A 20125-nucleotide genomic window follows, 5' to 3' on the forward strand; every position below is an offset into this window, starting at 1 on the left:
ACGGGGAAGGAACTCCTCGGACGTGCGCGAAGAGATGCGCCCGTGGGGGCGGCCGCCTCTCATGTTGATCCGGTCCACCCTGCATAGTGCCTGGTATGAAGCATTCGCCGATGGCTGCTGTGTGGGAGGGACTGGGCGGCGATCCCGCGCTGCTCTCCCGGGTGTCGACCGTGCCGCGTGAAGGCGCCCTGGAGTCGCGGCTCCCGGTACGTGAAATGGCGCGGGCCTGCGTGGGCGGCTGCGCGCTGGCCGCGGCCGAGCTCGGGGCGCTGCGGGCGGGGCGCACCGACGTGCCGGACGTGCGGGTCGACGACGGGGCCGTCGCGACCGCGTTCGTCAGCGAGCGGCATCTGCTGATCGGCGGGCGGGCGCCCGTCACCTTCGCGCCGGTGTCGCGGTTCTGGCGCACCGCCGACGGCTGGGTGCGCACGCACGCCAACTATCCGCACCACCGGACACGGCTGCTGGGCGTGCTGGGGCTGCCCGGGGACGCCTCCGTGGACACGGTCGCCGCGCATCTCGCGGAGCGGTCCGCCGTGGCGGTGGAGGACACGGTGTACGCCGCCGGGGGCCTCGCCGTCGCGCTGCGCACGGCGAAGGAGTGGAGGGCGCACGAGCAGGGCGCCGCCGTGGCGCGGGGCCCGCTGCTGAGCCGGGAACGGCTGGACGACGCGCCGGTACGCGGGCTCCCCGCGCTCCACGGTGATCCGCTGCTGCCCGCGGCGGGTCTGCGCGTCCTCGACCTCACCCGGGTGATCGCGGGCCCGGTCGCCACCCGGACGCTCGCCCTGCTGGGTGCCGACGTGCTGCGCGTGGACTCGCCGCGGCTGCCCGAACTAGCCGACGCGCACGCCGACACGGGCTTCGGCAAGCGGTCCGCCGTCCTCGATCTCACGACGGACCGGCGTGTCTTCGAGGAACTGCTCGCCGCCGCGGACATCGTCGTCACCGGGTACCGCCCGGGCGCCCTGGACCGGTTCGGTCTCTCGCCCGAGGCGCTGGCCGAGCGCAGGCCAGGACTGGTCGTGGCGCAGCTGTCGGCCTGGGGCGACCGCGGTCCGTGGGCGGGGCGCCGGGGTTTCGACAGTCTGGTGCAGGTCGCCACGGGCATCGCGGCCGTCGAGGGCTCGCCAAAGGGGCCAGGCGCGCTGCCCGCGCAGGCGCTCGACCACGGGACGGGATATCTGCTCGCCGCGGGAGTGCTGCGGGCGTTGACGGAGCAGGCCGCTGACGGCGGCAGCCGGTCCGTGCGGCTCGCCCTGGCGCGGACGGCGGCTTGGCTGATGGACGGGGTGGACGGCGCCACGGGCGGGGCCGCGCGCGCGAGCGCGAACAGGACGGTGCCCGGGAGCGGGACCGCGCGCGCGGACGAGAACGCGGCCGCGAACAGGACCGTGCCCGTGGGCGGGACGGTCGGTGCGGGACCGGCCGACGAAGCGGGCGGATACGACACCCCCGACCCGTGGCTCGCCGTGACGGACAGCCCGCTCGGGCGTCTCGGATACGCCCGCTCCCCGGTCTCGTACGCCGGCGGACCGGCCGACTGGGCGCGGCCGCCGGGGATCTGGGGTGCGGACGCGGCCCGTTGGTCATGAGCGTCCCGGCGACCGGAAACGTACCTGTGGGCGGAATGGGGCTGCACCAGTTGTTCCTCCGTGCTTGCCCGTATCCGCGGCGCCTGGTGAGGATCGTGAAGTGACGTCGACGAGACCGACGACCCGGTCGGCGGGCGCGGGCGGGCCTGCCCGGCCGGGCTCTGCCGGCCGCGCCGTCGCCGTGCTCGCCCTGGTGGCCGTCGCCGCCCTGATCCCGTTGCTGGGCCCACGGGGCGCGTTGCAGGGGACGGGCGAGGCGGCGACACCCGGCGCCGGCGGCATAGCCCTGTTGCGTGCGGTGCTGTTCGCCGCGCTGTGCGTGCCCGTGGGCGAACTCCTCGCGGCCCGGCTGGCCCGCCGTGTGCCGGGCGCTCCACCGGCGAAAGCGCCGCGCAGCTGGGCCCCCCTCGCGGCCGCCGCCGGGCTCGTCGCCTCCCTGGGGCTGGCGTCGGTCGTCGCCACGGGCAATCTGCTGCCGCACCAGCTCTCCGACATGGACGTCGGAGGGCTGTACCGGACCAGGGACGGCAGGTCGGCACTCCTGGAGGTCAACGCCTTCGCGGTCGCCTGGCTGTGCGCCCGCTCGCGCCGGCCGGCCGTCCGGGCGTGGCCGTCGGCCGTGGTGGCGGTCGCGGAGGCGCTGCGCGTCCACCCCGCGGCGGAGCACGACCCGCTGATCGGCTCCGGCCTGACGTTCCTTCACGTGACCTGCGCGGCCCTGTGGGTGGGTGGACTGCTGCACGTCCTGCGACTGCTGCGGACCTGGCGCGCGACGGAGCCGGGCGCCGCGCTCCTCGGCCTCTACGCGCGCGTGGCGGCCGTCCTGTTCGCGGCGCTCACGGCGACGGGCACCTGCAGCGCACTGCGCCGTATGCCGCCCGGCACGGTCCTGGAGCAGCTGACGACGACGGCGTACGGGCGCACCCTGCTCGCCAAGGTGCTCCTCGTCGCCGTCGTCGCCGTCCTGGCCCTGTGGGCGCGGTGGCGGATGCGCCGGTCGGCGGACCCGCTCGGGGCCTGCTCTCCCGCGCGCGCGGAGGTCGTCGCGCTGGGCGTGGTCGTCGCGGTCTCGGGCGTACTGACGGCGCTGCCGCTGCCCATCAGGTGGTGACCACGGCGAGGGTGGTCGGACTCCGCGCACCACGAGGCGGACCGGGCGCGGTCCCGGCTCGTGGTGCGGAGCGGGTGGTCCAGCGGTGGTTCAGCTCGCGACGATGACCTTGAGGGCCGTGCGCTCGTCCATGGCCTTGTATCCCTCCGGTACGTCTTCGAGGCCGATGGTCATGTCGAAGACGGGCGAGGGGTCGATGGTCCCGTCGAGGACGTCGGGCAGCAGCTCCGGGATGTAGGCGCGTACCGGCGCCACACCGCCGCGCAGCGCGATGTTCCGGTCGAACATGACGCCCAGGTCCAGGCCCGTGCCGCTGCCGTGCGGCACGCCGACGAAGCCGATGGCGCCGCCGTCGCGGGTGATGTTCACGGCCGTCCGCATGGACTGCTCGGTACCGACCGCCTCGACGACGCAGTGCGCGCCCTGCCCGCGGGTCAGCTCACGGACGGCCTCGACCGCCGCGTCGCCGCGCTCGGCGACGACGTCCGTGGCGCCGAAGCGGCGGGCGATGTCCGTCCGCACCTGGTGGCGGCCGAGCGCGATGATCCGCTCGGCGCCGAGCCGCTTGGCGGCCAGCACGGCGCACAGCCCGACGGCCCCGTCGCCGACGACGGCGACGGTGGAGCCCGCCCGGACACCGGCGCCCAGGGCCGCGTGGTGGCCCGTGCCCATGACGTCGGAGAGCGTCAGCAGCGCCGCCAGCAGGTGGTCGTCGGAGGCCGCCTCCTTGGGCAGCTGGACGAGGGTGCCGTCGGCGAACGGGACGCGCACGGCCTCGCCCTGACCGCCGTCGTATCCGACGGAGCCCCAGAAGCCGCCGTGCTCGCACGAGGTGGTGAGGCCCTCGCGGCAGTAGTCGCACACGCCGTCGGACCACATGAAGGGCGCGACGACCAGGTCGCCGCGCCGGACGGTGCCGACCTCGGAGCCGGTGTCCTCGACGATGCCGAGGAACTCGTGCCCGATGCGCTGGCCGGGCTGCCGCTCCGCCTCACCGCGGTACGCCCACAGGTCGCTGCCGCAGATGCAGGAGCGCAGCACGCGCACGACGGCGTCGGTGGGCAGCTGCACCACGGGCTCGGGGACGTCCTCCACGCGCATGTCGAACGGGGCGTGGATGGTGGTGGCGCGCATGGCGAGGGTCCTTCTCGTGCGGGGCGTCGGTGGATGCGCTCAGGGGGTGGTTGAGCGCATCTCACCGTACGCCGCCGCGGGCGCGGGCCGCGCGCCGAGGGAGCCCAGCACGCCGCGGACCAGCAGGAACTGGGCGGCGGCGTACGTGAGCATGATCCAGAAGGCTGGTTCCGGAAGCTGCGGCCAGTGGGCGACGCCGGTGGCGATGAGCGTGTCCGAGACCATGAAGAGCGCACCGCCGAGACCCGCGACCGGTCCGAGGCGCGTGGCACTGTACGCCATCGCGGTGAGCAGCAGGCTGTAGCCGGCGACGGGGACGCGGAGGCCGACGGGCAGATCGGGCCACAGGAGGACGACGAGGGCGGTCAGCGCGAGGGCGTACGCCCCGGCGAGCGGGCGGCCGGCCCGTGCGGGTGCGGCTCTCCGGAAGAGGACCAGGTAGCAGACGTGGCCCGCGGCGAAGGAGGCCATGCCCGCGAGGAAGGCGGCGTCCGCGTCGGACAGCAGCAGCACGTCGCCGCCCCACCCGCAGAGCAGGGCCGCGACGAGCGGGCGCGGGCCGCCGCGCACGACCACGTGGGCGGCCAGCAGCGGCAGCAGGAGGGGCTTGGCGACCGTGTGACCCAGGTCGAAGCCGGTGACCAGGGAGACGAGGTCCACGACGGTCGCCGCGGCGAACGCGGCGAGCAGCACGCGCGCGGGGCTCCGCTTCACGCGACGGACTCCGTGACGGACGGCTCCGCGAGCGGCGTGCCGGCGGCCGCCGGCGCGGGCTGCCAGCCCGGCCCGCGCAGGACCCGCCCGGCTCGTTCGCGCCAACTCGTCGCCGCCTTCACGTCCCTGGCGATGGCGACGTACTCGTGGGTGGCGACGCGCAGGGGGTTGTACGTGGAGATGTTCTTGGTGAGTCCGTACACGGGCCGCTCGGTCTCGGCGACGAACGACCGGAAGAGGCGGTCCCAGACGATGAGGATGCCCCCGAAGTTGCGGTCCAGGTAGCCGCCCTGCGAGGCGTGGTGGACACGGTGGTGGGAGGGCGTGTTGAAGGCGAACTCGAAGGGCCGCGGCAGCTTGTCGATGCGCTCGGTGTGGATCCAGAACTGGTAGACGAGGTTCACGGACGAGCAGAACGCGAGCGCGGCGGGATGCACGCCGAACGCCACGAGCGGCAGGTAGAAGGGCCACGACGTCCAGGACGTCCACGGCTGGCGCAGCGCGGTGGTGAGGTTGAACCTCCGGCTCGAATGGTGGACGACGTGGCAGGCCCACAGGATGCGAATCACGTGGTGTCCGCGGTGCGACCAGTAGTAGAAGAAGTCCTGCGCGAGCAGCATCAGCGGGATCGTCCACCACAGGACGGGCACCCGCAGCGGCGTCAGCTCGTAGACCGCCGAGTAGATCGCGACGATCGGGATCTTCCAGAAGAAGTCGAAGAGGAGACTGCCGAGGCCCATGCCGACGCTGGTCGCGGCGTCCTTCGCCTCGTACCCCGCCGCGTCATCGTCGGGGTGGATGCGGACGCTGATCATCTCGATGACGCTGAGCAGCACAAAGGCGGGGATCGACCAGACCACGACGTCGGGGAGGTTCGGCATGGGTGCACCGTAGAGCCGCTGATCCGCTGCGGCTAGGGGTGGTTACCGACAAGTATTACCGCCGGTACGCGCTTGCTTGTCGGCGATCTCCGACAAAGGCCCGGTGCTCACCGGCCGCACGCCGCCCACCAGCGGGTTCCCCGGCCGACTGCCCGGCGGGGCTCGCCCCCCACCTCACCACGCGGCACCACGGCTCCGCACGGCCACCACACCACGCGGCACCGCGGGCTCCGCACGCCCACCGCGTCGGGCAGGCGGCCCGCGGGGTTCTCCCGGCCACCGCGTCGGGCAGGCGGCCCGCGGGCTCCCGCGGCCGTGTCCGGCAAGTCCGGTGCGGCCGGCGGGGTTCACACCCCCGCGGCAGCCAGCAGGCTTCCCGCCGCGTACGTCACCGCCATCGCCAGCGCGCCCCCGGCCGCGTTGCGCAGCACCGCGCGCCTCGCGTCGGCCGCCCCCATCCGGGCGCTGCTCCACCCGGTGAGGACGAGCGCCGCGAGCACCGACACGACCGTGACCCCGAGCCGCCAGTCCGCGGGCGGCAGCACGATCGCCAGCAGCGGAAGCAGCGCCCCCACGGTGAACGCCAGGAAACTGGCCCACGCCGCATGCCACGGATTGGTGAGCACGTCGGGGTCGATGCCGAGCTCCACGCGCGCGTGGGCCCTGAGCGCGTCCCGCTCGGTGAGCTGCTGCGCCGCCTCGCGGGCCACCTCCCGGGACAGGCCGCGCTCCTGCAGCAGTTGGGTCAGCTCCGCCAGCTCGGCCTCCGGCTGCTCCTTCAGCTCGCGCTTCTCCGTGGCCAGGGCGGCCAGCTCCGAGTCACGCTGGGTGGAGACGGACACGTACTCGCCCGCCGCCATCGACATCGACCCGGCCAGCAGGCCCGCGAGCCCCGCCGTGAGCAGCGCGGCGCGGTCGTCGGTGGCGCCCGCCACGCCTACGACGAGGCCCGCGGTGGAGACGATGCCGTCGTTGGCGCCGAGGACGGCGGCCCGTAGCCAGTTCAGCCGGGTGCCGAGTGCGCCTGGGTGCTCCTCGTCGTGCGTCGGTTCCATCACACGGCGAGGATCCCACCCCGGGCGCCGCCGTCGGCGTACCGACGCTTCGGTCACCACACCCGTACCGAGCCTCCCTTCGCGAACACCGGGCTGGTCGCGTCCGCGGGCGGGGTGCCGAGCGGCTCGGCGATCTCGGCCACCGTCGGGCCTGCCTTCGCCGCGATCTCGTCCAGCCGGTCCAGGTCGAAGCCGTACACGCGCGCCGCGTTGCCGCCGACCATCGCCGAGACCTCGTCCCGCGGCAGGCCCGCGTAGGCGATGCGCAGCCCTTCGCGGGAGTACGGATGGGTGCCCTCGTCGTGCGGGTAGTCGCTGCCCCACATGATCTTGTCGAGGCCGATGCGGTCGCGCAGCGGCACCTCGTGCGGACGCATGAAGCTGGCCCCGACGAAGCAGTTCTCCCGCCAGACCTGCGAGGGTCCCTTGCCCATCGCCGCGGCGAGTCCCGCGCCGAACTTCGACTCGGCCGTCGACGCCTTCGTGGCCGCGGCCACGAGTCGCCCGTGGTAGTAGTCCAGCATGTCCAGCACGCCGGGGATCCAGCCGGAGCCCTGCTCGGTGAGGACGAGCTTCAGGCCGGGGTGGCGGCGGAACGCGCCGCCGAACACGAGGTGCCACAGCGCCCGGTGCGAGAACCACGTCGTCTCCACCATGAACACCGCGCGTGCGGCCGGCTCGTCGCCCAGGGGCGGTGACGCCGAGCCCGCGTGGTGGTTGACGGGGACGTCCAGTTCGTCGCAGACCGCCCAGATCGGGTCGTACGCCGAGGAGTAGAGCTCGGGCAGGCCCGATCCCGGCGGTGTTCCGGGGAGCAGCAGGCCGCCGCGCAGGCCCGCGCCGACCGCCCACCTGATCTCCTTCACCGCTTCGTCCACGTCGTTCAGGAGGATCTGGAAGACGCCCGCCCGGCGGCCCGGGGCGGCCGCGCAGAAGTCGGCGAGCCAGCGGTTGTGGGCGCGCAGTCCGGCCCACCGCTGCTCGAACTCCTCCGCGGTCGGGACCGGCGCCATCAGGGAGGCGGAGGGGAAGAACGGCGGGACGGTGTTGGGGAAGACGACCTCCGCGACGATTCCGTCCGCCTCCAGCTCCGCGACGCGCCGCTCGGAGTTCCAGTTCCGGTCGGCCGTGTCGGCGAGCAGGTCCGCGTAGGGGTTGACGTAGGTGGCCGCCCAGGCGTCGAAGGCCTCGTGGTGCTTCGCCGCCAAGTACGGCCGGTAGTCGAGGAGATCGGCGCCCGCGTGGCAGTCGGCGGAGATCACCGTGTACCGGTCGTCCGGCCCGCCCGGGTCGTGTCGGGCTTCCGTCACGGGTTCACCCCCAGGGCGGGGAAGTCGTGGTCCGTGAGCCAGTGGCGGCCCACCTCGCGCGAGTGCGCCCATGATGCCTCGACCGCCTGCTGGTCGTCCGGCTGGCCGAGTTCGGCGGGCGTCGGGCCGATGCGCCGGGCGAGCGGTGCCAGCCTGTCGACGTCGAAGCCGAAGACCTCGGCGGCGGCCAGGCCGAGCATGCGGCGCGTCTCGGCGACGGGGATGTCGTGGAAGGTCCTCTTCAGCCACGCGCGCGTGTCGGGCCAGGTGCCCTCGGGGTGCGGGAAGTCGCTGCCCCAGAGGATGTTGTCGACGCCGATCTCGTAGCGCTGGGCCAGTTCCCGGCGCTTGGTGTTGGTCGCGCAGATGAAGAGCTGGCGGTCCAGGTACTCGTGCGGGGGCCGCTTCAGCTCGGCGAAGGGGGACAGCTTCTTGCCGCCGTGCGCGCCGAGGTAGAGGCGGTCCATGAACCACAGCAGGTTCGGCAGCCACCAGCAGCCCGACTCGGCGACCCCGAACCTCAGGTCCGGGTGCCGTTCGAGGACGCCCGACCAGAGCAGGAACCACAGGGGGCGGGCGGGCCACCAGGTCACCTCGCTGACGTAGATGCCGAGGTGGTCGCCGTACTCGTGGCGCGGGGCCGCCCCGGAGTGGGTGACCACCGGCATCCCGCATTCGGCCGCCGCCGCCCACACCGGGTCGTAACGGCGGTCGTGGTAGGGCTCCTTGTCCACCCACATGGAGGGGATCATGAGGGCGCCGAGTCCCGATGCCCTCGCCCGGTGCACCTCGGCGACGACGCGCCCGGTGTCCGCGGTGACCGGCAGCAGGGCGACCCCGCAGTGCCGTTCGGGGTTCTCGGAGACGAAGTCGGCGAGCCAGCGGTTGTGGGCCTGCGCGCCGGCCATGCCGAGCTCCGGGTCGTGGTCGCCGGACAGGCCGAGACCGACACCGAAGGGGGCGGCCGTCCGGCTGTCCACGGCATCCGCGTCGGGGAAGACCACCTCCGCCGCCACGCCGTCACCGTCCAGCTCCTTGAGGCGCTGCGCGGTGTCCCAGCCGCCGCGCAGCCCCTCCTCGTTGTCCTGGAACCACTTGTTCGCGAAGGACTCGTTGCGGATGCCGAGCCGTGTCATCTCCTCGCGGCGGCGGTCCCGGCCCGCGAGGAAGTCGTCGAAGTCCCGGTGGAAGCGGGAGTCCAGATAGGGCCGGTACTCCTCGGTGGGGAGTCCGGCGTGGCAGTCGGAGGAGATGATCAGGTAGGGGTCCTGGTCCGGCATCACGGCTCCCTCAGTCCAGGATGAAGTGTTCGAGATACGACGGGTCCGCCCGGTCGAGCATCGACTGCGACCGCGCGCTGATCTGCCGGTCGCTGTGCTCGCTCTCGGGCAGCAGCCAGAAGCGGCCGGCGCGGATGCCCTCGGCGACGAGGTCGGCGACGTCCTCGACGGGCGTGAACCGCACCTCGTGGCCGGCCTCCTTCATCGCGGCCTCCCACTGGCCGAGGCTGCGGTACGGGGTCTTCCTGGGTTTCTGCTTCGCGTAGCGCGCGGGCCGGTTGCGGTGCGATTCCCACAGGCCGGTACGGAGCATGTGAGGACCGGGGAAGAGCACGGACGCACCCACGCGCGCGTGTTCCGCCTTCAGATGCGCGTAGAGCGACTCGGTCATCGTCACGACGGCCGCCTTGGTGACGGCGTACACGGACGCGGTGGGCAGCGGGGCGATACCGCCGTCCCCGGACGAGGTGTTGACGACGTGTCCCGGCTCTCCCCCGGCGATCATCCGCGGTACGAACGCCTGGACGCCGTGGAAGACGCCCCACACGTTGACGGCGAACGCCCACTTCCAGTCGTTGGGGTCGTGCTCCCACATGCGGCCCTCGGCGCCGGAGCCGACACCGGCGTTGTTGCACAGGACGTGGACGGCGCCGTACCGCTCGTACGTCTCGGTGGCGAGCGCCTCCACCTGCGTGCGGTCCGCGACGTCCACCACGCACGCGTGCACGTCGGCGCCGTCCTTGCGCAGCCCGGAGGCGGCGTCCTCCAAGGCGCCCTCCTCGATGTCCGCGAGGACCACCTTCAGACCGTCCGCGGCGAAGCGGCGCGCCATCGCGAGTCCGATGCCGCTCGCGGCGCCGGTGACGACGGCGACCTGGCCCGGTGTCAGTTCCATGCCCGCCCGTCCTTCCGTGCCGGCCCCGTGGGGCGGTCCTGGGAGTGGTGTGCGCCGGGAGGACGCGGCATCAGACGCTCCCCTCGGGCGGTCCGTCGAGGATCTGCCGCGGATCGTCGTAGCGCTGGTGGATGTACGGCATCAGGGCCTGGGCGCCGACGCGTCCGGCGACCCTGCCCTGCTGGTCGGTGGTCTTCTCGCCGATGGTGATCTCGACGAGTTCGCGCACGGGGAGGTCGGCGACCGGGTCGTACATGGACTCGCGCAGGACGACGTCCCCGGTGACGCGCTCCAGCCTGCGCACCTTCTCGTTGCGCACACAGTGCACGAGGACGGGATCGGCGTCGAAGCCCGAACCGTCCACCGCGGGAAGGAACTTGAAGTAGAAGTCGATCTTCTGGACGGGCCCGGGCAGCGGGAGGTCACCGCTCACCGCGCCGCGCACCTCGACGAACGCGATGCCGTGCCGGGCGAGCGCGGCGCGTACGACGAGGCCGTCGCGTTCGACCGTCACCTCGCCGAGCTTCTTGGGCTCCCCGAAGACCTCACGGCCGCCGATCAGGGCCCGCTCGTGGGTCATCGGCATGACGAGCGGATACCAGCCCTCGACACCGTCGTGTACGGCGGCGACGGCGAACGAACCCGCGCCCAGCGGGTATCCGGGCAGGTCGACCTTGCTGATGTTGACCCGCACCAGGGGGCGTCCGGTGGGTTTCAGCGGTGGCGGCAGAACCGCCGCGACCGCGTCCGGATCGCTCTCCCAGACGGCCACCACACCGGTGGACCAGATGTCTGGGAGCCTGGAGCTCGCGGCGCGCGCGGCGGCGATCTCCGCCCCGGTCCGCGGGCCGTACCTCACGCGTGCCATGTCGTACCGCCCTTCGTCAGGTGCTTCGGAAGGTTTCTGATGGTCCGTCACTGACGCCTGTAACACAGTTACAGCAGAGTCCGCGAAGGGTAAATACGTGTGCGTGACAAAGCCTTGGGGGCGCCCGTGAGCAGACCGGCACTCACCCGCGAACGGGTGCTCGACACCGCCGCGAGTCTGGTGACGCAGCACGGCCCGGACGCGCTGACGATGCGCAAGCTCGCCGCCGAGCTGGGCACCGCGGTCACCTCGATCTACTGGCACGTCGGCAACCGCGAGTCGCTGCTCGACGCCCTCGTCGAGCGGACCGTCGCCGACCTCGGTGCGCTGCGTCCCACCGGGCGCACCCCGGCGCAGCGCATCGTGTCGCTGGCCCGCGCCCTGCGCCGGCAGCTGCGCGCCCGTCCGCACCTCGTCGCGATGGTGCACGAACGCGGTCTGACCGAGCGGATGTTCCTGCCCGCCCGGCAGGCCCTGGTGCGCGAGGCGCACGCGGCGGGGCTGGAGGGCGCGCGGGCGGCCGAGGTGGTGCGCGCGGTGCAGTTCCAGGTCGTCGGCTTCGTGCTCGTCGAGCGGAACCGCGAACGCGCGCCGGCACAGCGGCCCGCCGAGGAGGAGTCGTGGGACGCCGAGACCGCCGGGCGGGACCCGGCTCTGGCCCGTGCGCTCGCCCGTCCGGTGGACGAGGAGAGGCTGTTCGTCACCTCCGTACGGGCGTTGGTGGACGGGCTCCTGGCACGCTGAGCGGCGGCCCGGGACGGCCGTGCCGCAACGGCCGGCGGTGCGCCGGAGCGCTCTCCGCATCCGAGAAGGCGGGGGCCGGGCTGTCAGTCGCGGCCCGTATCCTCATGGACCATGCTCGAAGACCTCACGACCGCAGCGACCCCAGTCTCCTGGCCGGCCGCGTATCCGCAGGGATACGCGGTCGTTGACGTGGAGACCACCGGACTGGCCCGCGACGACCGGATAATCTCCGCCGCCGTCTACCGGCTGGACGCGCGCGGCGAGGTCGAGGACCACTGGTACACGATGGTCAATCCGGAGCGCGATCCGGGCCCCGTGTGGATCCACGGGCTGACGAGCGAGATGCTCGAAGGGGCCCCGTTCTTCCACGAGGTCGCCGAGGAGTTCGCCGCCCGGCTCGCGGACCGCGTGCTGGTCGCGCACAACGCGGTCTTCGACTGGTCCATGATCGCCCGCGAGTACGCGCGCGTGGAGCGCGAGGCCCCGGTACGGCAACGGCTGTGCACCATCGCCCTGTCCAAGGAGCTGCGGCTGCCGCTGCCCAATCACAAGCTGGAGTCGCTGGCCGCGCACTTCGGCGTCGTGCAGCAGCGCGCGCACCACGCGCTGGACGACGCGCGCGTGCTGGCCGAGGCGTTCCGGCCGAGCCTGCGGGCCGCCGCACGCGACGGTGTACGGCTGCCGCTGCTGGAGTGCCGGCCGCTCAAGGAGTGGTCCGACAGTCCGGCCGCGCCGCGGATCGGCCGGCAGTCCGGCGGTTATCCGTCCGGGAGTTGGCGTCCTTCACGCAAGCGTCCCGCATGCCCCTATCCCAACCCAGGGCGATACGAAGAGGGCAAACCTCTCAAGCAGGGCATGCGGGTGGCGTTCTCCGGGGACACGTCCGTAGACCGCGAGCTGCTGGAGGACCGCGCCGTCGAGGCGGGGCTGCACGTCGCGACGAGCCTGTCCCGGCTCACCAGCCTGCTCGTCACCAACGACCCGGACTCCGGCACGTCCAAGGTGGTCAAGGCCAGGCAGTTCGGCACACCGGTGATCGACGAGGCCGCGTTCGGCCAGCTCCTGCGGGACGTGGAGCCGGCCACCGAAGGGTGACCGGACGCGGGGGCGAACCCACCGCGCGAGCGCCCCCCGGCCATGGACGGACGCCCCGGCCCGGGAACGCGAGCCCGCCGCGGCGGGCGGAGCAGGGGCGCGGGTCGCTGACGGACGTACGGGTGATTGGAGCACGACTCGCCCGGCACCCGCTCGCCCGGGCCGCGTCGGCACCTCACCCTGTGGCGCATGGCGAGATGCGAAGTATGTGGCAATGACTACGGCATGACGTTCGAGGTGCACGCGCAGGGCTCGGTGCACGTCTTCGACTGCTTCTCCTGCGCGATCCACCGGATGGCCCCCATCTGCGAGCACTGTCGCGTGCAGATCATCGGCCAAGGGGTCGAGGTCGAGGGCCACTGGTTCTGCGGGGCGCACTGCGCCCGCGCGGAGGGGAAGGTGGGGATCATCGACAAGGTCTGACCGCCGGGCAGCACGGCCCCCCACGGGACCCTCCCGTCGGGGGCCGAATCGTGCCGAGTACCGTCAATGGGGTGTACCGCTTCCTGTTGTCCCGGCAGTGGGTGATCCTCACCCTCGTGACCCTCGCGCTCATCCCGACGATGATCAAGCTGGGCTACTGGCAGCTGCACCGGCACGAGCACAAGGTCGCACTGAACAACGTGATCTCCGACTCGCTCGCCGCCGATCCGGTGCCGGCCGCGTCACTGACCGCGCCGGGACGGCAGATCGCCCACGACGACCTGTACCGCCGGGTGACCGCGAAGGGCCACTTCGACACGACCCACGAGGAGGTCGTGCGCCGTCGCACGAACTCCGACGGCGCGGTCGGCTACCACGTCCTCACCCCGTTCGTCCTCGACGACGGCCGGGTGCTCATGGTCAACCGGGGCTGGGTCCCGGCGGACGGCGCGCAGACCGTGTTCCCGAAGATCCCGGCTCCACCGCGCGGCGAGACCACCGTCACCGGACGGCTGATGGCCGACCAGACGACCGCCGACAGCGGCATCAAGAACGTCAAGGGCCTGCCCGACCGGCAGGTCATGCTGATCGACAGCGGGCAGGAGGCCCGGCGGCTCGGCAAGCAGGTCCTCGGCGGCTACATCGAGCAGACAGCGCCGCGGCCGAAGGGCGGCTTCCCCGAGCTGATCCCCGATCCCGAGCACAGCGACATCGGCCCGCACATGGCGTACGCGATCCAGTGGTGGCTGTTCTCCGCGGGCGTCCCCGTGGGCTGGGCGGTCCTGGTCCGCCGTGAACGCCGCGACAGGGCGGCGTCCGCACAGACGGAGGCCGCTCCCGAGGCGGCTCCCGCGGGCGTGTAGCCCGTACGCCTTCGCCCCGGACCGGCGGCCGCCGCGCCGCCCGTCCACCCCGCCGGGCCGCGACCGTCCCGGCCGGAGGTCACCCGGTCGGCCCCCGCCCCGGATTGACCGCGCGCCCGACCGGGGAACTCGCCCCACGTGGACCCACGCATCGAGGACTACGCGCTCATCGGGGACGAGCAGACCGCGGCGCTGGTGAGCCGGTACGGCTCCATCGACTGGCTGTGTCTGCCCCGGTTCGACTCGGCGGCCTGCTTCGCCGCGCTGCTGGGCGACGAGGACAACGGCCACTGGCGGATCTCCCCCAAGGGCGCCGGCCCCTGCACCCGGCGCGCCTACCGCCCGGACACGCTCGTGCTGGACACCGAGTGGGAGACCGACGAAGGGGCTGTCCGGGTGACCGACCTGATGCCGCAGCGCGATGTCGCCCCCGACGTCGTACGCGTCGTCGAGGGGCTGAGCGGCCGGGTCACCGTGCAGAGCCAGCTGCGGCTGCGCTTCGACTACGGCTCGATCGTGCCGTGGATGCGCCGCGCGGAGGGCCACCGGGTGGCGGTCGCGGGCCCCGACTCGGTCTGGCTGCGCAGCGAGCCGCCCGTGCGGACCTGGGGCAAGGACTTCCGCACGTACTCGGAGTTCACGGTCGAGGCCGGGCAGAAGGTGGCCTTCGTCCTGACCTGGCACCCCTCGCACGAACCGCGTCCGCCGCTGGGCGACCCCTTCGAGGCGCTGCGCAGCAGCGTCGAGGACTGGCAGGCGTGGGCGGCGGACTGCCGCTACGACGGCCCGCACCGGGAGGCCGTCATGCGCTCCCTGATCACCCTCAAGGCCCTCACCTACTCGCCGACCGGCGGCATCGTGGCCGCTCCCACCACCTCGCTGCCCGAGGAACTCGGCGGCGTCCGCAACTGGGACTACCGGTACTGCTGGCTGCGCGACTCCACCCTCACCCTCGACGCGCTCCTGTCGGCCGGCTACCACCAGGAGGCCGAGGCCTGGCGCGACTGGCTGCTGCGCGCGGTCGCGGGCGACCCGGCGGACCTGCAGATCATGTACGGCCTGTCCGGGGAGCGCCGGCTGACCGAGTTCGAGCTGCCGTGGCTGTCCGGCTTCGCGGGCTCGACCCCGGTCCGGATCGGCAACGCCGCCGTGGAGCAGTTGCAGCTGGACGTGTACGGCGAGGTCATCGACTCGCTGGCGCTGTCACGGCGTTCGGGTCTGCCGTTCAAGCCCCACATGTGGCGGGTGTGGTGCGCCCTGATGGACTTCGTGCGCACGGCGTGGCGGCAGCCCGACGAGGGCATCTGGGAAGTGCGGGGACCGCGCAGGCACTTCGTGTACTCCAAGGTGATGGCCTGGGTGGCCGCCGACCGCGCGGTGCGCGCCCTGGAGAGCGAGCCGGCGCTCGGCGGCGACCTGGAGGGCTGGCGCGCGATGCGCGACGAGGTGCACCGCGAGGTGTGCGAGCGCGGCTTCGACCCGGAGCGGAACACGTTCACCCAGTCCTACGGCTCGCGCGAGCTGGACGCCTCCTTGCTGCTGATCCCCCGCGTCGGTTTCCTGCCGGCCGACGATCCGAGAGTCGTCGGCACGATCGACGCCGTCCGCGCGGAACTCGACAACAACGGCTTCCTGCGTCGCTACGACATCGACCCGTCCGGCGCCCTCGAGGTGTCCGTCGACGAGGCCGAGATGTCCGTGAGCGAGACCGCGGTGTCCCTGAGCGAGACCGAGATGTCCGTCAGCAGCCCCGGCACGCACGTCGTCGACGGGCTTCCCGGCGGCGAGGGAACGTTCCTCGTCTGCTCGTTCTGGCTCGCGGAGGCACTGCACGCGACGGGCCGGAAGCAGGAGGCCCGCGAGCTGTTCGACCGGCTGGTGGCGCTGACCAACGACGTGGGTCTGCTGTCCGAGGAGTACGACCCCGTCGCCGGACGCCAGCTCGGCAATTTCCCCCAGGCGTTCAGCCACATCGGCCTGGTGAGTACCGCCCTCGCCCTGTTCGGGGGCGACCGGGCAGGATAGGGGGCATGGATCTTGGACTGAAGGACCGTGTGTACGTCGTCACGGGAGCCACCCGCGGGCTGGGCAACGCCGCCGCGCGTGAACTCGTCGCCGACGGCGCGAAGGTGATCGTCACCGGGCGCGACGAGAAGAGCGCCGCCGAGGCGGCGTCCGCGCTCGGCCCGAACGCGGTCGGTGTCGCCGCCGACAACGGCGACCCGGCGACCGCGACCCGGCTCGTCGCGGCTGCCCATGAACACTTCGGGGGTTTCGACGGCATTCTGATCAGCGTCGGCGGACCGCCGCCGGGATTCGTCGCCGACAACACCGACGAGCAGTGGACGGCCGCGTTCGACTCGGTCTTCCTCGGCGCGGTGCGACTGGCCCGCACGGCTGCCGCGGAGCTCGGCGAGGGCGGGGTCATCGGGTTCGTGCTCTCCGGCTCGGTGCACGAACCGATCCCCGGGCTGACCATCTCCAACGGCCTGCGTCCCGGCCTCGCGGGCTTCGCCAAGTCCCTCGCGGACGAGCTCGGCCCGCGCGGCATCCGCGTGCTCGGGCTGCTGCCGTCGCGCATCGACACCGACCGCGTCCGCGAGCTGGACGGTCTGTCCGCCGACCCGGAGGCCACCCGCGCGGCCAACGAGGCACGCATCCCGCTGCGCCGCTACGGCACTTCCGAGGAGTTCGGCCGCGCGGCCGCGTTCCTGCTCTCGCCGGCAGCCTCCTACCTGACCGGCATCATGCTGCCGGTGGACGGCGGCATGCGGCACGGCTTCTGACCGCCGGCGGGCAGTCCCGCCTCTGCACACCGGTGCGCGGCACGGCTGCTCGACACCGCCGTGCGGCACGGCTGCACGACGCGGCCGTGCGGCGCGGCTGCCGGCCGGCGCACGGACGGTTCGGCGGGTCAGCTCACGCGCTCGGCCCGGTGCTTGACCCCGCGCAGGCGCGCCTCCGCGGGGAGCGAGGCGAGGCCCGCGGAGTCCCGCGCGTGCGCGAGCGCCTCCGTGGTGAGCAGATGCAGCGCGTCCCCGGGGTCCACGTGCGGTTCCAGCTGGAGCTGCACGCGTGCCTCCGGCGTGCTGCGCCGTCCGGTCAGCAGCACGTGCGCCTGCGCGACGCCGTCCAGCCTGCCCGCCTCGGCGGCCAGCACGCCTTCCAGGGCCCGTCCCCGCAGCAGCGCGCCCTCGCCGTCGCCGGTGTCCACGAGCACCTCGGCGAGGCGACGTCGACGCAGCACGGCCACCAGCCACCACAGGGCGAGGAGCAGCAGGACCGTGAGGGCGGCGATGACGGTCGGCCACCACCACCCCTGGTCCCGCCATCGCGCCCGGTCGGCGTCGCTGATCAGTACGTCGTGCCGCCCTTCGTGGATCCACCACGACGGCGGGCGCACGCCGAGCCCGACGGCGAGCACGGATCCGCCGAGGACGAGCAGCGCGAGACCGATGATCCCGATCAGTACGCGGTTGACGATGCGCAGCACTGCCTCACCCCTTCCGTCCGGGACGCCTCACGTGCACCGACAGGGAGGGCGGCCGGGCGAGCCCGAGCCCCCGGATGCCGTCGGCGAGCGTGGCGTCCAGGTCGGCACGTACGTCGTCGAGTTCGCGGAAGTGCGAGAGCGCGCGCACGGCGGCCTTGCGCCGGCCCATGTGGACCCGGACCGACTGCACGCCGGCGACCTCCATGGCCCGGTCGCGCAGCGCCATCGCCGCGGCGCCCCGGTGCAGCCCGGCCCGCACGTCCGCGTGGGTGCGCCGCATCGGCAGGACGTCCCGCAGTCCCGGCGTGGCCGCGAGGACGATCAGCCACAGTCCTACTGCCGCGGCGACACCCGCACCGACGAGCACCCATGTGTCGTCCAGGGGCCGTTCGGCGAGCCCGTCGGCCAGGGTCCTGCGCCAGCGCATGGCGGGCCGGTGCGCGCGCACGGCCGCCACGTCGTACAGGAAGGCTCCCGCACAGAGGAGGACGAGCACCGCGAGGATGCCCGCCGGGATCCGGCGGGCGGACCAGAAGCGGCCCTGGCCGCCGTCCTCGTCCTCGTCGGTGTGCAATGGTTCGTAGTCCGCCGCGGAGGCGGACTGGCCGAGTGCGCTCTCGCCGGACTTCTCCATGACGGGCATGCGCCGGGTGTTCTCCGAGCCCTGGGGCTCGCTCATCGCGTCCTCCCCTGTGCCGCGCCGGGCGTGTGTGCCAGGTGCAACCGCTCCACCTGGACGGCCACCTCCGGAACTTCCATCCCCGCCAACGCCTCTACCCGCTCGGCGACGTGCCGACGCACCGCGCCGCAGCGGCCGCCGATGTCGGAGGGGTAGTCGAGTTCGAGGCTGACCCGGACGTGGGCGCTCTCGGCCGGGGCGCCCGCCGGCCGGCCCGAGCCCTTCTCGTGGCGGCGCACGACCACGGTGGCGTGCGGGGCCCCGGCCTCCGCGGGCAGCGCGGGCAGCACCTCGCGGGCCGCCTGTGCCGCGATCTTCGCGACCACCCGGTCGGCGATCCGGGTCGCGCCGCGCTCGGCCGCCGGCACGACCGTCGGCGGACGCCGCGTCTCACCGAGCCGGTCCGCCTGGCCTGGCACGCGTCACCGCCGCCGGTCGTCGCGGGTGCGGAACAGGTCGCCGATGTCCAGGTCCCCCTCGAGGAACCGCCCGACGACGAAGCCGACGGCGCCCAGGGCGGCCACCAGGAGGAAGGCTCCGAAACCCCCGAAGTATCCGGCGAAGCCCAGCGCCATTCCGGCGATCATGCCGATCACGGCCAAACTCATGGTGCGCTCCTCAGCAGTTCGGTGGCCGAGTGATCACCGGTGGTCCGGTGGCCGGGTGGTCACTGGAGCCGCGACTCCGGCTCCTCGTCCTCTTCCTCGGGAAGTTTCACATCACTCACCGCGATGTTGACTTCCACCACCTCGAGTCCCGTCATGCGCTCCACGGCCGCGACCACGTTCTCCCGTACGGCGCGGGCGACATCGCCGATCGAGACGCCGTAGTCGACGACGATCTCCAGGTCGAGCGCGGTCTGCAATTCACCGACCTCCGCCTTCACGCCCCGTGTGACGGACTTCGAGCCGCCGCCGGGCACCCTGTCGCGCACCGCCCCGAAGGTCCGGCTCAGTCCGCTGCCCATCGCGTGCACGCCGAGCACGTCGCGGGCGGCGAGCCCGGCGATCTTCTCGACCACGCCGTCGGCGATCGTGGTACGTCCGCGCGTCGCGGGGTCCCCGCCGCCGCGTCTGGTGGGCTTGCGGATCTGCGGCGACTCCGTCCCGCCTTCGGGGCTCCCCGTCCGGTTCGGCTCCGTCATGTCGGTCATGGCCGTACGTCCCTTTCGGTCGTCCTCCTGTGCCCACAGTAAGTGCGGTTGCGTGGTCGCGCGCCGGGGATGGGGCAGGCTGGAGCAATGACGGCGGACCGGTGGACTCAGGTGGTGCGGCATCAGCTCGGGCTCGGCAGACTGCTGCCTCTGGGGCTCCCGCAGGACGGCGCGTGGATCGCGGAGGCCGCGGCCGGGCCGGTCCTGCGGAGCGCGGCGGAGCGCGTGCGCGGGGTACGGGTGGGCGCGCTGCGGATCGCGCTCGCCGATCCGGACGAGGTGTACGACCCGGTCGTGCTGCCCCCGCCCGGCGCGCTGCCGCCCGGGCCCCTGCGGATCGACGTCGAGTTCCGGGCCTTCGCGGATCCGACGGCGCCGGGTGCCGAGCCGCTGCCGGCCACCGCGGGGCGGCTGCGGTCGGCCGTCGCCGGGGCGGCGGACCGTCTCGGCCTGGTGATCGCACGGGTCGACCTGCGGATCACGGGGCTGCTGGAGGGGGACGAGGTGCCGGTCGCCGAACACCGCGACGTTCCACGGCCGGCACCCGAGCCGTCGGACCCCGAGGAGGCGCGGGTGGCCGCGGCGGCACGGTCCGTGCCGGGGGTGAGCCGTCTGACGGACGTCCTGGGCCACCCGGTGCGCATCGAGGTCCGTCCAGGCGGTGACGCGGCGCTGCCCCGACGCCATGTGCGCGTCGAACTGGCGGTGGCCGCGCGCAGCCACGCCGTCGAGGTGGTGGGAGCCGTCAGGGCGGCGGCCGCCCGAGCCCTCCCGGATGCCCCGTCGGTGACGGTCCTGGTGACGGCCGTGACCGAGTGATCCCCGTGGGGCG

General features: G+C 73.3%; 22 protein-coding genes. 9 read left to right on the top strand and 13 right to left on the bottom strand.

Annotated elements, in window-relative coordinates; translation table 11 throughout:
- The first annotated feature begins 110 nt into the window (after window positions 1-110).
- Together H305_RS0127665 and H305_RS0127670 are read left to right on the top strand one after the other, a co-directional pair.
- A complete protein-coding gene (locus tag H305_RS0127665; RefSeq protein ID WP_078629274.1) occupies window positions 111-1595 on the top strand; it encodes a CoA transferase in 1485 nt (494 codons plus the stop codon).
- A gap of 100 nt (window positions 1596-1695) precedes the next feature.
- Complete coding sequence (locus H305_RS0127670) at window positions 1696-2706, top strand: CopD family protein (RefSeq protein WP_028803301.1); 1011 nt, start codon at window positions 1696-1698, stop codon at window positions 2704-2706.
- A gap of 90 nt (window positions 2707-2796) precedes the next feature.
- Here H305_RS0127670 and H305_RS0127675 read toward each other — a convergent pair whose 3' ends face one another.
- The 8 genes from H305_RS0127675 to H305_RS0127710 all read right to left on the bottom strand — a co-directional run bounded on the left by H305_RS0127675 (window position 2797) and on the right by H305_RS0127710 (window position 10843).
- Window positions 2797-3840 (bottom strand): zinc-dependent alcohol dehydrogenase family protein, encoded by a 1044-nt coding sequence (locus H305_RS0127675; RefSeq protein WP_028803302.1) that lies wholly within the window; start codon window positions 3838-3840, stop codon window positions 2797-2799.
- A 39-nt stretch (window positions 3841-3879) separates the two neighbouring features.
- Window positions 3880-4554, bottom strand: coding sequence for a lysoplasmalogenase (locus tag H305_RS0127680; protein ID WP_028803303.1), 675 nt, complete (start codon window positions 4552-4554; stop codon window positions 3880-3882).
- Window positions 4551-5435, bottom strand: coding sequence for a sterol desaturase family protein (locus H305_RS47200; RefSeq protein WP_037765547.1), 885 nt, complete (start codon window positions 5433-5435; stop codon window positions 4551-4553). The genes H305_RS0127680 and H305_RS47200 overlap by 4 nt, the downstream gene beginning before the upstream one ends.
- 347 nt (window positions 5436-5782) lie before the next feature.
- Window positions 5783-6493, bottom strand: a complete 711-nt coding sequence (locus H305_RS0127690; protein WP_028803304.1) for a VIT1/CCC1 transporter family protein — start codon at window positions 6491-6493, stop codon at window positions 5783-5785.
- 50 nt (window positions 6494-6543) lie between these two features.
- Window positions 6544-7800: an amidohydrolase family protein gene (locus H305_RS0127695; protein ID WP_051371021.1), complete on the bottom strand. Its 1257-nt coding sequence runs from the start codon at window positions 7798-7800 to the stop codon at window positions 6544-6546.
- Window positions 7797-9080 carry an amidohydrolase family protein gene (locus H305_RS0127700; protein WP_028803306.1) on the bottom strand — a complete coding sequence of 428 codons (1284 nt, stop codon included), beginning with the start codon at window positions 9078-9080 and terminating at the stop codon, window positions 7797-7799. The genes H305_RS0127695 and H305_RS0127700 overlap by 4 nt, the downstream gene beginning before the upstream one ends.
- 10 nt (window positions 9081-9090) lie before the next feature.
- Entirely contained in the window at window positions 9091-9975 is an 885-nt protein-coding gene (locus tag H305_RS0127705; protein WP_028803307.1) for an SDR family NAD(P)-dependent oxidoreductase, read from the bottom strand.
- A 70-nt stretch (window positions 9976-10045) separates the two neighbouring features.
- On the bottom strand, window positions 10046-10843 hold the full coding sequence (locus H305_RS0127710; protein ID WP_028803308.1) for an acetoacetate decarboxylase family protein: 798 nt from the start codon (window positions 10841-10843) through the stop codon (window positions 10046-10048).
- Between the two features lie 126 nt (window positions 10844-10969).
- On the opposite strand from H305_RS0127710, the gene H305_RS0127715 reads away from it, so the two are divergent.
- From H305_RS0127715 to H305_RS0127740, 6 genes are all read left to right on the top strand, one after another.
- A complete protein-coding gene (locus tag H305_RS0127715) occupies window positions 10970-11587 on the top strand; it encodes a TetR/AcrR family transcriptional regulator (protein WP_028803309.1) in 618 nt (205 codons plus the stop codon).
- Between the two features lie 111 nt (window positions 11588-11698).
- On the top strand, window positions 11699-12682 hold the full coding sequence (locus H305_RS0127720) for a DEDDh family exonuclease (protein ID WP_028803310.1): 984 nt from the start codon (window positions 11699-11701) through the stop codon (window positions 12680-12682).
- Window positions 12683-12871: 189 nt separating this feature from the next.
- Complete coding sequence (locus tag H305_RS0127725) at window positions 12872-13105, top strand: hypothetical protein (protein WP_078629285.1); 234 nt, start codon at window positions 12872-12874, stop codon at window positions 13103-13105.
- A 71-nt stretch (window positions 13106-13176) separates the two neighbouring features.
- Window positions 13177-13968: an SURF1 family protein gene (locus H305_RS0127730; protein ID WP_028803312.1), complete on the top strand. Its 792-nt coding sequence runs from the start codon at window positions 13177-13179 to the stop codon at window positions 13966-13968.
- A 138-nt stretch (window positions 13969-14106) separates the two neighbouring features.
- Window positions 14107-15993, top strand: coding sequence for a glycoside hydrolase family 15 protein (locus H305_RS0127735; protein ID WP_028803313.1), 1887 nt, complete (start codon window positions 14107-14109; stop codon window positions 15991-15993).
- 5 nt (window positions 15994-15998) lie between these two features.
- A complete protein-coding gene (locus tag H305_RS0127740; RefSeq protein ID WP_028803314.1) occupies window positions 15999-16754 on the top strand; it encodes an SDR family oxidoreductase in 756 nt (251 codons plus the stop codon).
- A gap of 128 nt (window positions 16755-16882) precedes the next feature.
- Here H305_RS0127740 and amaP read toward each other — a convergent pair whose 3' ends face one another.
- Genes amaP through H305_RS0127765 form a run of 5 tightly spaced genes read right to left on the bottom strand, consistent with a single transcriptional unit; the run spans window position 16883 to window position 19293 of the window.
- Window positions 16883-17461, bottom strand: coding sequence for an alkaline shock response membrane anchor protein AmaP (gene amaP, locus H305_RS0127745; RefSeq protein ID WP_028803315.1), 579 nt, complete (start codon window positions 17459-17461; stop codon window positions 16883-16885).
- Between the two features lie 4 nt (window positions 17462-17465).
- Window positions 17466-18140 carry a DUF6286 domain-containing protein gene (locus tag H305_RS0127750; protein ID WP_028803316.1) on the bottom strand — a complete coding sequence of 225 codons (675 nt, stop codon included), beginning with the start codon at window positions 18138-18140 and terminating at the stop codon, window positions 17466-17468.
- Window positions 18137-18559, bottom strand: coding sequence for an Asp23/Gls24 family envelope stress response protein (locus H305_RS0127755; RefSeq protein ID WP_028803317.1), 423 nt, complete (start codon window positions 18557-18559; stop codon window positions 18137-18139). The genes H305_RS0127750 and H305_RS0127755 overlap by 4 nt, the downstream gene beginning before the upstream one ends.
- 3 nt (window positions 18560-18562) lie before the next feature.
- Window positions 18563-18748: a hypothetical protein gene (locus H305_RS0127760; RefSeq protein WP_028803318.1), complete on the bottom strand. Its 186-nt coding sequence runs from the start codon at window positions 18746-18748 to the stop codon at window positions 18563-18565.
- A gap of 59 nt (window positions 18749-18807) precedes the next feature.
- Entirely contained in the window at window positions 18808-19293 is a 486-nt protein-coding gene (locus H305_RS0127765; protein WP_028803319.1) for an Asp23/Gls24 family envelope stress response protein, read from the bottom strand.
- 87 nt (window positions 19294-19380) lie between these two features.
- On the opposite strand from H305_RS0127765, the gene H305_RS52640 reads away from it, so the two are divergent.
- Complete coding sequence (locus tag H305_RS52640; protein ID WP_028803320.1) at window positions 19381-20112, top strand: hypothetical protein; 732 nt, start codon at window positions 19381-19383, stop codon at window positions 20110-20112.
- The last annotated feature ends 13 nt before the right edge of the window (window positions 20113-20125 follow it).

This window comes from Streptomyces sp. 142MFCol3.1, from assembly GCF_000424945.1.
Taxonomy (GTDB): domain Bacteria; phylum Actinomycetota; class Actinomycetes; order Streptomycetales; family Streptomycetaceae; genus Streptomyces; species Streptomyces siamensis.